We start from the raw sequence: 13,491 nt of genomic DNA, 5'->3' as shown, positions 1-13,491 counted from the left end.
AGGTTTAAGGTCATCATCACTATTCAATTTCGTTTTCAACGATGTATTCTATGGCTTTATCGAAATCTACCTTATTCACCAAAACATTTATTTCGCCAATATTATATGCCGAGAGCTGTTTATTTATCGTTACTGCCGGAATTCCGGCTTCTGTTAATCCCTGTTTTAATACCTCGGCCGCAAAGGCATCGCTGGTGGTATATACTTTAACCCAATTTTCGCTCACGTGATGCGTTATCTTTAAAAATTTTGAACAAAGCTATGGTAATTATTGCACTAATTAAATAGCCATACCATGGAAAACCGATCGGTTCATCAGCTTTATCAAGGGGCATATGGTGTTTTTGCATATAAAAAGCCGCACAAACCGCATAGGCATTATTTATAAAGTGCGCCAGCATAGCATACCAGATGCTTCCACTATAATAATACAGGTAGCCAAAACCCGCACCCAATAACATACGTGGCACAAAACCATAAAACTGCACATGGATGGCACTGAAAATTATGGCCGATAACCAAATTGCTAGATGTGGGTTTTCAAAAGCCCTGTTTAACGATCGCTGTACACCACCACGAAACATTAATTCTTCGCCAATTGCAGGTATAACAGCAATCATAACGAGGTTTACAATGAAATCGAAATTACTTCGTACAGTGATCAATTGAATGGTCATTTTCATTGCAATAGCTTCCTTCTCCTTCATCCACTGTTCTATCTTATGCAAAAAATCAGGCAAAACCATTTTCTGGTTCCAAATCACTGTCCATTCCATAAATGGCATACTCAGTATCATAATGGCCAGAACAAGCACAACCAGCAAGAATTTTGGTTGCTTGAAAAGATAAAATTCTGCTACTTTTTTTCTTTCCGTTAAAGCCAGGGCAATTGGAGGTAAAATAAATGTTCCGATCGAACTTAATATTTGTATCACTTTAAAACCAGCAATATACTTAGGATCACCAGCTAAAAGCATGTCCAAATTACTTACTATTCCTAAGCCATACATCATTAAAACGATGACAACAGCCAGAAGCCCAAACACAAGCCCGCCCACAACTGCGTAAAATAAAAGTAAAAGTAATTGTAAGAAAGGATTGATTTCCTCCTTGTTAGGTGTTACAAAATTCATTATTTGTACCTTTGTATGTTTTATTAATCGTTGAAGATAGAAAATGTCTGTTAAGATAGGAAATATAGATTTAGGTGAGTTCCCGTTATTACTGGCTCCAATGGAGGACGTGAGTGATCCGCCGTTCCGTTATGTGTGCAAAAAAAACGGAGCCGATATGATGTACACCGAATTTATTTCTTCGGAAGGTTTAATCCGTGATGCTGCAAAAAGCTTACAAAAGCTTGATATTTTCGAATACGAAAGGCCAATTGGCATCCAGATTTTTGGTGGCGATATCGAGCACATGCGTGAAGCCTCAGAAATTGCCTCAGCAGCAGGTCCTGACCTGGTTGACATCAATTATGGCTGTCCGGTTAAAAACGTTGTGTGTAAAGGTGCAGGTTCTAGCCTTTTACAGGATATAGATAAAATGGTAAAAATGACCGAAGCTGTTGTTAAAGCTTCACATTTGCCAGTTACCGTTAAAACCCGCCTTGGTTGGGATGATAACACCAAAAATGTTTACGAAGTGGCCGAGCGCCTTCAGGATGTGGGCATTCAGGCGCTTACCATTCATGGCAGAACAAGAGCACAGTTATATAAAGGCGAGGCCGATTGGTCGCTTATCCGGGAGATTAAACGCAATCCGCGCATCAAAATACCGATTTTTGGCAATGGCGATGTAGATAGTCCTGAAAAAGCAGCAGCCTGGCGTATGGAATATGAGATAGATGGCATTATGATCGGCCGCGCAGCGATCGGTTATCCATGGATTTTTCGCGAGGTAAAACATTTTTTTAAAACGGGCGAACACCTTGCCGGACCAACTATTGAAGAGCGTATTGAAGTTTGCCGTACACATTTAGATAAATCACTTGAATGGAAAGGCCCTAAAACCGGAATTTTCGAAATGCGCCGCCATTATGCAAACTATTTTAAAGGCCTGCCAGATTTTAAACCTTACCGTATGCGTTTGGTGGCCGAGCCAGATATCAACAACATTTACAGTATTTTAGAAGAAGTGGCAGAAAAATTTGCCGACTATGATGCTACTAAAGTACTGGCTTGATTTTTGAAAGGTTTTTTTATACATTCGTAAATCATCATGGTTACAGCTATTACAGACGGTGTTAAGGTTTCAGTAGAAACAGTGTACCAGCCAGAATATTCAAATCCGGCCAACGAGCATTATATGTTCGCTTATCGCGTAGAAATTTCAAATCTTTCTGATTATGCTGTTCAATTAATGCGCCGCCAGTGGTTTATTTTCGATTCGAACAGTAGCCGCAGAGAAGTAGAAGGTGAGGGCGTTGTTGGTTTACAGCCTATTATTCAACCTGGCGAAACACATGTATATGTTTCAGGCTGTAATTTAAAAACCGACATGGGCAGCATGAAGGGTGCATACTTAATGAAACGTGATATAGATGGATCTGAATTCGAGGTTGATATTCCAGAATTTCAGTTAATCGCTCCTTATAAACTGAATTAATCCTTAATTCCATCCTGCCACAAATCGTCATTTCGACTGAGGTGAAGCGAAATGGAGAAATCTCTGAATCGAGTTACGTTATAGGTCTGTCCCCCAGGGTGTAAACGGCAACCAATCTCTTCTCTATTTTTTAGAAAAGCAATTTCAGTGTTTCGTTTTTAGGTTATTCCTGCTTTCTGCTATAGTCCCTCTTTTCAATCGGGAGCTGCCGCTGCAATCAGGTTTAAACCGCATTTTTGCTGCAACTATTAAAGGTTTATCAGCATGATGCCTACAAATTTTTGCGCACCCTGCAACCCAAAATAGTACAACTCTCCTCGCCAACTAAACCCGATCAAAGCGGGATGCCGATTTTTTCTATCGGCAGAAGCGGGAGCGGGACCGGAGCTTACCTAAGCACAACAAAACCTGCTTTCCTAATAGACATTCCAATATAGCCGTCACCCTGAATTTATTTCAGGGTCTATCTGACTGAAAAGATGCTGATCCCGAACATTCGGGACAGCATGACGATCGCGTTGAAAAACACCCTGTATGGAAACAAATTAGTAGAACTTAGTTAAACCAAAAACGGCCAGGATTAACCCGGCCGTTCTGTGCTTTTCATAATTAGATATCTCTTTAATCTCTGCTTCTTCCAAAAAGCATTGATGCGTAATACAATAAATTGGCTAATGCACCAACAGCCGCTACCACATAAGTCATGGCTGCCCACCAAAGCGCATCTTTAGCCTGCGCATTTTCCTCTTGTGTTTGCATTACACCATTATTATTTTTTAGCCAGGCCAATGCGCGGTTACTGGCATCAAATTCGACTGGTAGGGTAATGATACTAAATATGGTTACCAGTGCTAAACCTACCACGCCAATTGCCAAAACAATCGGATTTCCGGTAAATCCTATTAACAATACACCAATTAATAATACCCACTGTAAAAGATTAGATGATATACTTACCACCGGAACCATACTGCTTCTTAAATTAAGCCAGTTATACGATTTCGCCTGTTGTACCGCATGTCCACATTCGTGGGCCGCTACAGCCGCGGCAGCTACGCTTCGGCTATAATATACATCTGTACTTAAATTAACGGTCTTATCTGTTGGATTGTAATGATCTGTTAGTTGTCCTTCGGTACTCATCACCTTCACGTCGTATATCCCATTATCATGTAGCATTCTTTCTGCTACCTCTTTGCCCGATAAACCTGAGCTAAGTTGCATTTCGGCATACTTAGAAAACTTATTTCTAAATCGCCATTGTACAAACATGCTCAGCAATAATACCGGGATGATTAATATTAAATAAACTCCCATTTTCTTCTGTATGTTTTTCATTTAACATATATCAAAAAGCGTTCCCATATTATTTAAGCGTTAAAAAATGGTACATTTATACTATGCCAACAGCGTTTTCATATTGGGAGAAGGAGTCGTTTTTTACTTATGATACTATTGTTATCGGTAGTGGAATTGTGGGTTTAAATGCTGCTATCCAACTTAAAAAAACCGCTCCAACTTTAAAAATTGCAATCCTCGAAAGGGGCTTTTTACCAACAGGTGCCAGCACCAAAAATGCGGGTTTTGCATGCTTCGGTAGTATTTCTGAACTGATTGAGCAAGAAGAATGTGCTGGCTTAAATGGCCTAGCACTCCTTATAGAAAAACGCTGGAAGGGCCTACTTAAACTGCGCAATTTATTAAGCGATAAAACCATTGATTACCAATGTTTAGGAGGATACGAATTATTTAAAAATGATGACATTTTTCTGGCCGACACATGTGTATCCAAAATTGAACATTATAACCGTCTCATTAACGATATTGTTGGTGCCAACGCCTTTGGCCTTGCCAATAAAAAAATTACTTCCTTTGGTTTTGAAGGCATCAGAACTTTAATCGAAAACCGGTACGAAGCACAGATTGATAGTGGTAAAATGATGTTTGCTTTAATTCAATATGCACAAAAACTCGGCGTTAGCATATTTAATAATTGTGCGGTTGATCAGATTCAGCAAGAAAACGAGGGTACGCAATTGCTAACCAAAAATGGAAGCTTTTTCTGTAAACGGCTAATTGTAACCACCAATGCTTTCGTAAAAGACTTATTGCCCGATGTTGATATTAGCCCTGGCCGTGGTCAGGTTTTAATTACCAAACCCATTAAGGAACTAAAAATAGCAGGCACCTTCCATTACAATAAAGGTTATTATTACTTTAGAAATATAAATAATAGAGTTTTATTAGGCGGTGGCAGAAATATCGATTTTAAAGCCGAAGAAACCACCGAATTTGGCCAAACTGAGCCAGTTCAGCTAGCGTTGGAAGATTTATTAAAAAATGTAATTCTCCCTAAAGTTAATTATGAAATCGATTATCGATGGAGCGGTATTATGGCTTTTGGAAAAATTCTGGAACCACTTGTAGAAGAGATTAAGCCAAATATCTTTTGTGCTACGCGGTGCAATGGCATGGGGATAGCAATTGGTGCGCAAACAGGAGAAGATGCGGCGAATCTGCTGCTGAAAAGCTTATAGTTTTTTTACCACAAAGAACACAGAGAAAAAACCACAAAGCACACTGAGTTCACTTGTATATTTGTTGTTAAAGATCCTTCATTGCATCCGATAGCTATCGGATCAGGATGACATTTTCGAATATATTTATCGGTTGGGTTGCGCTTGCTCAAAAGACAGCCATATCAATCAGTCGCCAAACGCTGCCCGCTTTACTTAAACACAATCGTCTTATTCCCACTTACAAAAACGCGGTCTTCGAAAATAAGTTCTAAAGCTTCTAACAATACTTTTTTCTCTATTTCTTTTCCTGCCCGAACCATTTCTTTTACACCGAAATTATGATCTACGTGATTGGTATGTTGCGTAATAATCGGGCCTTCATCCAGGTTATCGGTAACAAAATGGGCGGTGGCACCAATAATTTTTACCCCGCGATCAAAAGCCTGGCGATAGGGGTTGGCACCTATAAAAGCCGGCAAAAAGGAATGGTGGATATTAATGATTTTACCTGCATAATCTTTTACAAAATCGGCAGAAAGGATTCTCATAAATTTAGCCAACACTAAATAGTCTACCTCAAACCGGTTGATAATAGCTTTAACTTCAGCCTCAAATTCACTTTTATCCTTATTGGTATGATCGACATAAAAATAAGGAATGCCCAATTTTTCGGTAAAATCTCTCAGGCTTTCATAATTGCCGATTACACATTGTACGTTAGCCCCTAAAGTTTTGAATTGGTTTTTAATCAGTATTTCTGCCAGGCAATGATACTCCTTGGTTACCAAAACAGCAATCTGTTTTTCCTGTTGGGTAACTAAATTTACCTCAGCAGCATTTGGCAGGTTTTCTAAAAGTTTTTCTTTTAATTTTTCTGCATCCTCCAGGTTTCCGGTACAGGCAATACGGGTAAAAAACGATTTATTGGCTTCGTCTACAAACTCGCGCATGGCGATAATATTCAATTGGTGTGCAGCCAGCACACGCGTAATATTTGTAACTAAACCAACTTGATCGGGGCAGGATATGAGGACTGTTAATGCGTTCATTTATAAAATACTAATACCCAATTATAGAAATTTTTTTCCGTTATTTTCCGTTCACAATAACTAAAATTTTTTGGTATATCTATTTTAAATCTTCATTTTTGCTAAAATTTTTATCATTATGGAGATTGCGGGTATTGCTTTACTAATCCTTATTTTAATAGTCCTGGTTATTTTAATATTGAAAAAACCACAGGCTGCTCTTTCTATTATCTCGGTAGAAGACTTCGAAAGAACAAAAAGTGAAAATGAATCGTTAAAAATCAGCCTGGCCAAAGCCGACGAACGTGTTTCTAATTTATCTGCCGAAAAAGAGCATATTACTGCGCTACTTAAACAAGAACAGCAACGCCTAATTGATGAATTGCAGGCTGAGCGCGACAGGCTTGCCGACGCTAATCGCGAACTGGAAAGTACCAGGTCTTTTTACCTGGCCGAAAAAGAAAAACTTGCCGAACAGAAGCTAAGTTTTGAGCAGTCGCAAGAAAAATTAAACAAAGACTTTGAATTAATTGCCAATAAAATACTGGAGGAAAAATCGAGCAAGTTTATTGAGCAGAACCGAACTAATTTGGATATCATCTTAAATCCTTTAAAAGAAAATATTAAAGCTTTTGAAGATAAAGTAGAAAAGGTTTACAAAGCCGAATCGGATGAAAGAAATACACTGAAAGGCGTAATTTCACTATTGATGGATCAAAGTAAACAGATTCAGGAAGATGCCAATAATTTAACCAAAGCTTTAAAAGGCGATAGCAAAAAGCAAGGGAATTGGGGGGAAGTGATTTTAGAAAAAGTTTTGGAACGCTCGGGTTTAGTACGCGATCAGGAATACCGCATTCAAGCCTCACATACATCCGCCGAAGGCGGTCGCTACCAGCCCGATGTAGTGATTGACCTACCAGACAACAAACACCTTGTAGTTGACGCTAAGGTATCGTTGGTTGCTTACGAGCGTTCTGTATCAGCTGAGAGCGATGAAGAGCGTGAAGGCTATGTAAAACAGCATTTAGCCTCTATTAAGAACCACATTCAGGAATTATCTTCAAAAAATTACCAGGATTTATATAAAATCAACTCTCCGGATTTTGTTTTGCTATTTGTACCGATCGAATCTTCTTTCAGCATTGCGGTTCAAAAAGATGCTGAACTTTTCAATTTTGCCTGGGATAGAAGGGTAGTGATTGTAAGTCCATCAACACTTTTGGCAACTTTACGCACCATTGCCAGCATGTGGAAACAGGAGCGCCAAAACCGGAATGTAATGGAAATTGCCCGTTTAAGCGGCAGTATGTACGATAAGTTTGTAGGCTTTATTTCGGATATGGAAAATATTGGCAAACACATCAAAAATGGTCAGGATGCCTACGATAAAGCCATTAATAAATTGTCAGTAGGTTCGGGAAATTTAACAAACACTTCTGAAAAGATTAAAAAATTAGGAGCAAAAACCACCAAACAGATTGATACGAAGTATTTGGATCTTAACGAGGATTAGGCAAATCCCTTTGATTTTTTAGCTCTAAATTATAGCTAAAAACTTGCAAAGTTAGTGCTTTTTTTTGACGTGCCTAAGACGATTTTTTTATTTCTTGATGAATAGAGAGTTGTAATGATGGCTATTAGAGACTAACATAAGCGACTAAAAGAAAAAAGTCGTTATCACTTAGAACATTTTATATTTCTTAGCAATATCGACTACAAAGTAAAATCGTCATCTCGACTGAAACGCAGTGGAATGGAGAGATCTGCCTACTAAGATTTAGCTTCGCTGAGCCTTCGGGTTCTCGACTTCGTTGCACTCTGCTCGAAATGACGACCTATTTTTACTTATTAAAAGCATTCCAACCCTGAGCCTTGAGCTCGTGTACTTTTTCTGATTTAGAAACCATTTTACAACCCGAGTTTTTATCGGTAACATGTCCGATTACGGTGATATCTACATCATGTTTCAGTTTTTTATAATCCTCCTGACTAATGGTAAACAACAACTCGTAATCTTCGCCACCACTTAATGCACAAACCGTTGGGTCTAAACCTAGCTCACGGGCGGTTTCATAAGTCATGGGATCTAAAGGAATTTTCTCCTCGTAAATAGTCATTCCTTTATCTGATTGTTCTGCCAAATGCAAAATTTCTGAAGCTAAACCATCCGAAACATCGATCATCGAAGTTGGTTTTATATTCATTTCATCTAAAAGTGCAATAATATCCATCCTTGCTTCTGGTTTCAATTGTCTTTCGATGATATAATCTTTACCTTCTAAATCTGGTTGGATCTGTGGGTTTTCCAGGTAGATTAATTTCTCTCTTTCTAAAATCTGTAGGCCTAAATAAGCACCGCCCAAATCGCCAGAAACACATAATAAATCATGTTCTTGAGCGCCATTTCGGTACACCACTTTGTCTGCATCGGCATAACCAATACTCGTAATACTGATTACCAGGCCTTGCTTGCTCGATGATGTATCTCCACCAATTAAATCAATGTTATATTTGTTGCAAGCCAGCTCAATTCCCTTATAAATTTCTTCAACAGCCTCTAAAGGAAATTTGCTCGACAAACCCAGTGAAACTGTAATCTGACTTGCTTTTCCATTCATGGCATAAATATCACTCAGATTTACCTGAACAGCCTTGTAACCCAAGTGCATTAAAGGCACATAAGCCAAATCAAAATGGATTCCTTCCAACAATAAATCGGTCGAAATTAAGGTCTGTTTTCCTTTGGCATCTAAAACAGCAGCGTCATCGCCAACACCTTTTACCGAATAATCGTTTTTAATTTTAAAATTAGTGGTTAGGTGTTTAATCAACCCAAATTCTCCTAATTCATTAATATCTGTACGCTCTTTATTTTCAAACATATGCAATAGTTAGGGGCGAAGCCCCCGATTTTTATTTTAATTATCGTCACTCTGAACTTGTTTCAGAGCCTTACTAACAAGATGCTGAACTAAATTCAGCATGACGGATCTATTTAATATTTTCCATCCAATTCTTACCCTCAGTAAACCGGGCAATTAACATGGCCGCAACATTATCACCGGTAGCATTTAACAAAGTAGCCATTGGATCTACCAGCGTTCCTATAATCATGGCTGGTGGTAGCGCCTCTGGTGGTAATTGGTAAGCCGAAATCATTAATAACTCGCCAATATAACCGCCATTCGGTATTCCACCTTCTACAATACTCACTAAAACAGTGATGCCCAGTGCCAGAATAATGGTATCAACATGTACTAAATCTTTACCAAAAATGGCAAAAACAACAGCAATTTTAACAATAGAGCTAATACTCGAACCATCCTTATGCAAGGTTGAACCCAAAGGAATCGTCACATTGGTAATGTAATCGGGTACGCCCATTTTTCGTGAACCATCTAAATTTGCCGGAATAGTGGCAATGCTACTACAAGTTCCAATAGAGGTTAAAGACGGCACAATATTATTTTTCCAAAATACTTTTATCGCTTTAAATCCACCTGCAACAAAGGCATATAGGGTGAAAAAAACGATAAAATAAAACGCTCCTACACCATAGTACAAACCTAAAGCTTTTGCATAGGTTCCAAAAAGCTGTGGACCAAAAACCCCAACCTGATAAGCAAAATAAGCACCCAAACCGATTGGGCCAAGTTTCATAATCAAAATGATGAGTTTTTTCATCACTTCATTACCCGATACCAAGAAGTTCTTAAATCCATTGCCCTCTTTCCCAGCATATAACGTAGAAAAACCAACCAGTACTGAAAAAATAATTAATGCCAGCATGTTTTTTCTACTTCCGATTTCGAAAAATTCTCCTACGGTTAAAAGTTGGGTCATTTGTTCACCAAACGATTGTATTTTCTCAGGTTCAGTTGGTAAAGGTGTATTTCCTAATTGCTGGTGGATAGGAAAAATCCATGTAGCAACCAAGGTTAATACCGCAGAAATGAGTATGGTAGAAAGAAAAACCAAAACCATAATGGTTAATAATCTCCCTAACTTTTTTGTCCTATCTATGTTCGCGATTGCTGAAGAAACAGCAAAAAATACCAATGGAATAACAGCTGTAAACAACAGGTTTAAAAATATATCGCCTAATGGTTTTATACTTTCAACGCTTTTCCCAAAAATTAAGCCCACAATACTTCCAACAGTTATTCCTGCCAAAAGCCATAATAAGCCTGAGTAATTTTTAAGGATGTTGTTTTTTTCCATAAATGTTAAATTAGACATCCGAAGTTTTGCTGGCCATAAGCCCTTGTAAACTTCGGATGTCTTTTACACTATCTTTTACAAGCCCAATTCTGCAGAAATATCAAGCATGCGCTGTATCGGTTTACGGGCAAGTTCAATAATATGCTCAGGTACAGTAACTTCAGGCAGACCATTTTTAATACATAAATATAGTTTTTCTAAAGTATTTCTTTTCATGTATGGGCAATCGTTACAAGCACAGCTGTTATTCGGCGGCGCCGGAATAAATGTTTTTGTTGGATTTGCCTTTTCCATCTGGTGGATAATTCCACTTTCGGTAGCTACAATAAATTCTGTAGCTGGATTGGTAATCGTATATTTTAAAAGTCCGGTTGTTGAACCGATATAATCGGCCATTTTCAAAACCACTTCTTCACATTCCGGATGCGCAATAAATTTAGCGTTCGGATGGCGTTCTTTTAGTTTTGTAATTTTCTCTTGCGAAAAAATTTCATGTACCATACAGGCACCATTCCACAATACTAAATCCCGTCCTGTTTTCTTTGCTACATAAGCACCTAAATTTCGATCGGGACCGAAGATTATTTTTTGGTCTTTAGGTAAACTCTCTACAATTTGAACGGCATTCGTACTGGTACAAACAATGTCGCTTAAAGCTTTTAATTCGGCTGTGCAGTTTACATAAGTGATGACCAGGTGATCTGGATATTTTTCTTTAAACTTTCTAAACAGATGGGGCGGACAACTATCTGCTAATGAGCATCCTGCTTTTACATCTGGTAATAAAACGGTTTTATTGGGCGATAAAATCTTTGCTGTTTCGGCCATAAAATGCACACCAGCAAACACAATTACATCAGCATCTGTTTTTGCAGCTTCTTGCGACAGTCCTAAACTATCGCCAATATAATCTGCAATATCCTGAATGTCAGGTTCTTGATAGTAATGTGCAAGAATAATAGCATTCTTTTCCTTTTTTAATTTCTCAATCTCAGCAAAAAGATCGAGTGTAGGATCAATTTCTTCTTCTGCGAAACCTTTTTTATTGATTTCTTCTAAGACATCTATGTTCATTTTAAAATTTTCCTTTTTTGAATTTTGACGTTGGCCAAAGATAAAGCTTTCAACGTCTCAATAATTAATAAGTATTTTTAAATAAATAAATCTTGTTTGTTTATTAGTGTGTTAGTATTGTTGGCAAGTTTCGAAAAAAAGTTCTTTTATATAAGTTGTTAATCGTTTACTAACATTTAGATTACATTTCTCTAATATCATGAGTTTGATTTTCAGCACTATCGAAAAGTCGCTCAATTTTTATCAATACCCGAATGTTAATTGTTTATAAGTGGGTAAAAAGTTAATTACTTGTACAAAGGTGCTCAAAAATTACTTAAAAGATTGTGGCAAATTGTCTTTTTAGAGTAGCTTTAAACATTCAAATTTATTTGTTAGGATAATTTAGACACAGAGTTAACATTTATCAACTAGTTGTTAACATCGTGGATAAAGTAAATGTTTTTATTAATGAGGAAAGTAGATTTTCTGGTAATTGGTTCAGGTATAGCGGGTTTGAGTTTTGCACTTAAGGCAGCGAAGTTTGGTAAGGTTTTAATCGTTACTAAGTCGAACGAAGACGAATCGAATACAAAATACGCTCAGGGCGGTGTTGCGGTTGTAGTAGATAAAGGTGATTCTTTTGAGAAACATATCGATGATACTTTGATTGCCGGCGATGGATTATGTGATGAAAAAATTGTGGAAATCGTTGTAAAAGAGGGGCCTCAGCGTATTCAGGAGATCATTGATTATGGTATAAACTTCGATAAGGATAACTCCGGTTTCTATGATTTAGCCAAGGAGGGAGGACACTCCGAACACCGTGTTTTGCACTACAAAGACATCACCGGATACGAGATTGAACGGGTATTGCTGAATGAAATTCATGAGAATAACAACATAGAGATATTAACACATTACTTTGCGTTGGAGTTAATTACCCAGCATCACCTGGGTGAGTTTGTTGATAAACGTACCGAAGATATTAACTGTTATGGTGTATATGCCTTTAACACAGAGCTTAACGATGTGGAAAAGATTGTGGCAAATGTGACTGTGATGGCTTCGGGCGGTGCCGGACATGTGTATTCGGCCACAACAAATCCGGTTATTGCAACAGGCGATGGTATGGCAATGGTTTACCGTGCAAAAGGAAAAGTAAGGAATATGGAGTTTATTCAGTTCCATCCAACTGCTTTGTATCATCCTGGAGAGTACCCATCGTTCTTAATATCAGAAGCTGTTAGGGGTTTTGGTGGTGTGTTAAGACGGAAGAATGGTGAGGAATTTATGCATGAGTATGACGAGCGTAAATCTTTAGCACCACGTGATATAGTAGCCCGTGCGGTAGATAATGAAATGAAGAAATCAGGCGATGACTTTGTTTACCTTGATATTACCATGCGCAAGAAAGCAGATATTCTGAAACACTTCCCTAATATATATGCGAAGTGTTTGTCAATTGGAATAGATATGACGAAAGATTATATACCTGTTACACCTGCATCTCATTATATGTGTGGTGGCATTCTGGTCGATGAATATGGTCGCTCTTCAATTAAAAATTTATATGCCTGTGGAGAATGTTCTTCTACGGGCTTGCATGGAGCTAACCGTTTGGCTTCCAATTCGTTATTAGAAGCCACGGTTTTTGCACACCGTATTTACCAGGATGCTATTGAAAACTTCAGGAATAATATTATTCCAGATCACATTCCTGAATGGGATTCGAAAGGTGTCACACAAAGTAATGAGGACGTATTGGTAACACATAACCTGAGGGAGTTACAAAAGATTATGGGCGATTATGTGGGTATTGTCCGTTCTGATTTCCGTTTGGAAAGAGCACATCGTCGTTTATTTTTAATCTACCAGGAAACAGAAGAATTTTATAAAAAGAATAAAGTTTCAGTTAAACTTTGCGAATTAAGAAATGTAATTCAAACGGCTTATCTGGTGATCAAGTCTGCTATGCAACGGAAAGAGAGTAGGGGATTACATTATACTACTGATTATCCTGAACATGCAAAAGAATTGGTAGATACCGTTTTTTAAGG

At 38.0% G+C, this 13,491-nt stretch carries 12 protein-coding genes; 5 read left to right on the top strand and 7 right to left on the bottom strand.

What is annotated here, in order from left to right:
* Positions 1–19: 19 nt before the first annotated feature.
* Both LQ227_RS09485 and LQ227_RS09480 read right to left on the bottom strand, forming a co-directional pair.
* Complete coding sequence (locus LQ227_RS09485) at positions 20–226, bottom strand: putative signal transducing protein (protein WP_029274925.1); 207 nt, start codon at positions 224–226, stop codon at positions 20–22.
* Positions 207–1,133, bottom strand: a complete 927-nt coding sequence (locus LQ227_RS09480) for a CPBP family intramembrane glutamic endopeptidase (RefSeq protein ID WP_230149159.1) — start codon at positions 1,131–1,133, stop codon at positions 207–209. Before LQ227_RS09480 ends, LQ227_RS09485 begins: the two co-directional genes overlap by 20 nt.
* A 43-nt stretch (positions 1,134–1,176) precedes the next feature.
* Here LQ227_RS09480 and dusB point away from each other — a divergent pair, with 43 nt between their 5' ends.
* Entirely contained in the window at positions 1,177–2,184 is a 1,008-nt protein-coding gene (dusB, locus tag LQ227_RS09475) for a tRNA dihydrouridine synthase DusB (protein WP_230142978.1), read from the top strand.
* A gap of 36 nt (positions 2,185–2,220) precedes the next feature.
* Positions 2,221–2,607: a Co2+/Mg2+ efflux protein ApaG gene (apaG, locus tag LQ227_RS09470; protein WP_029274928.1), complete on the top strand. Its 387-nt coding sequence runs from the start codon at positions 2,221–2,223 to the stop codon at positions 2,605–2,607.
* Positions 2,608–3,228: 621 nt separating this feature from the next.
* Here the strand turns inward: apaG and LQ227_RS09465 are convergent.
* Positions 3,229–3,924, bottom strand: coding sequence for a zinc metallopeptidase (locus tag LQ227_RS09465; protein WP_230143451.1), 696 nt, complete (start codon positions 3,922–3,924; stop codon positions 3,229–3,231).
* 83 nt (positions 3,925–4,007) lie between these two features.
* Between LQ227_RS09465 and LQ227_RS09460 the strand changes: the two genes are divergently transcribed.
* Positions 4,008–5,144, top strand: a complete 1,137-nt coding sequence (locus LQ227_RS09460) for an FAD-binding oxidoreductase (protein ID WP_230149157.1) — start codon at positions 4,008–4,010, stop codon at positions 5,142–5,144.
* A gap of 191 nt (positions 5,145–5,335) precedes the next feature.
* Here the strand turns inward: LQ227_RS09460 and purU are convergent, their stop codons facing one another.
* Complete coding sequence (gene purU, locus LQ227_RS09455; protein ID WP_230149155.1) at positions 5,336–6,175, bottom strand: formyltetrahydrofolate deformylase; 840 nt, start codon at positions 6,173–6,175, stop codon at positions 5,336–5,338.
* A 118-nt stretch (positions 6,176–6,293) separates the two neighbouring features.
* On the opposite strand from purU, the gene LQ227_RS09450 reads away from it, so the two are divergent.
* Positions 6,294–7,670 (top strand): DNA recombination protein RmuC, encoded by a 1,377-nt coding sequence (locus tag LQ227_RS09450; protein ID WP_230149153.1) that lies wholly within the window; start codon positions 6,294–6,296, stop codon positions 7,668–7,670.
* Positions 7,671–7,998: 328 nt separating this feature from the next.
* On the opposite strand, the gene thiL is transcribed toward LQ227_RS09450, so the two are convergent.
* The 3 genes from thiL to nadA form a co-directional block, all read right to left on the bottom strand.
* Complete coding sequence (gene thiL, locus LQ227_RS09445; protein ID WP_131526686.1) at positions 7,999–9,039, bottom strand: thiamine-phosphate kinase; 1,041 nt, start codon at positions 9,037–9,039, stop codon at positions 7,999–8,001.
* Between the two features lie 109 nt (positions 9,040–9,148).
* Entirely contained in the window at positions 9,149–10,378 is a 1,230-nt protein-coding gene (locus tag LQ227_RS09440) for a dicarboxylate/amino acid:cation symporter (RefSeq protein ID WP_230149151.1), read from the bottom strand.
* Between the two features lie 75 nt (positions 10,379–10,453).
* A complete protein-coding gene (gene nadA / locus LQ227_RS09435) occupies positions 10,454–11,452 on the bottom strand; it encodes a quinolinate synthase NadA (protein ID WP_025141668.1) in 999 nt (332 codons plus the stop codon).
* 450 nt (positions 11,453–11,902) lie between these two features.
* Here nadA and nadB point away from each other — a divergent pair, with 450 nt between their 5' ends.
* A complete protein-coding gene (gene nadB / locus LQ227_RS09430) occupies positions 11,903–13,489 on the top strand; it encodes an L-aspartate oxidase (protein ID WP_230142969.1) in 1,587 nt (528 codons plus the stop codon).
* The last annotated feature ends 2 nt before the right edge of the window (positions 13,490–13,491 follow it).

Origin of the sequence: Pedobacter sp. Bi27, assembly GCF_918698255.1 — a bacterium.
Classification (GTDB): domain Bacteria; phylum Bacteroidota; class Bacteroidia; order Sphingobacteriales; family Sphingobacteriaceae; genus Pedobacter.
Note: the sequence above shows the minus strand (reverse complement) of the source record. Positions and strands in the feature narration are given on the sequence as shown.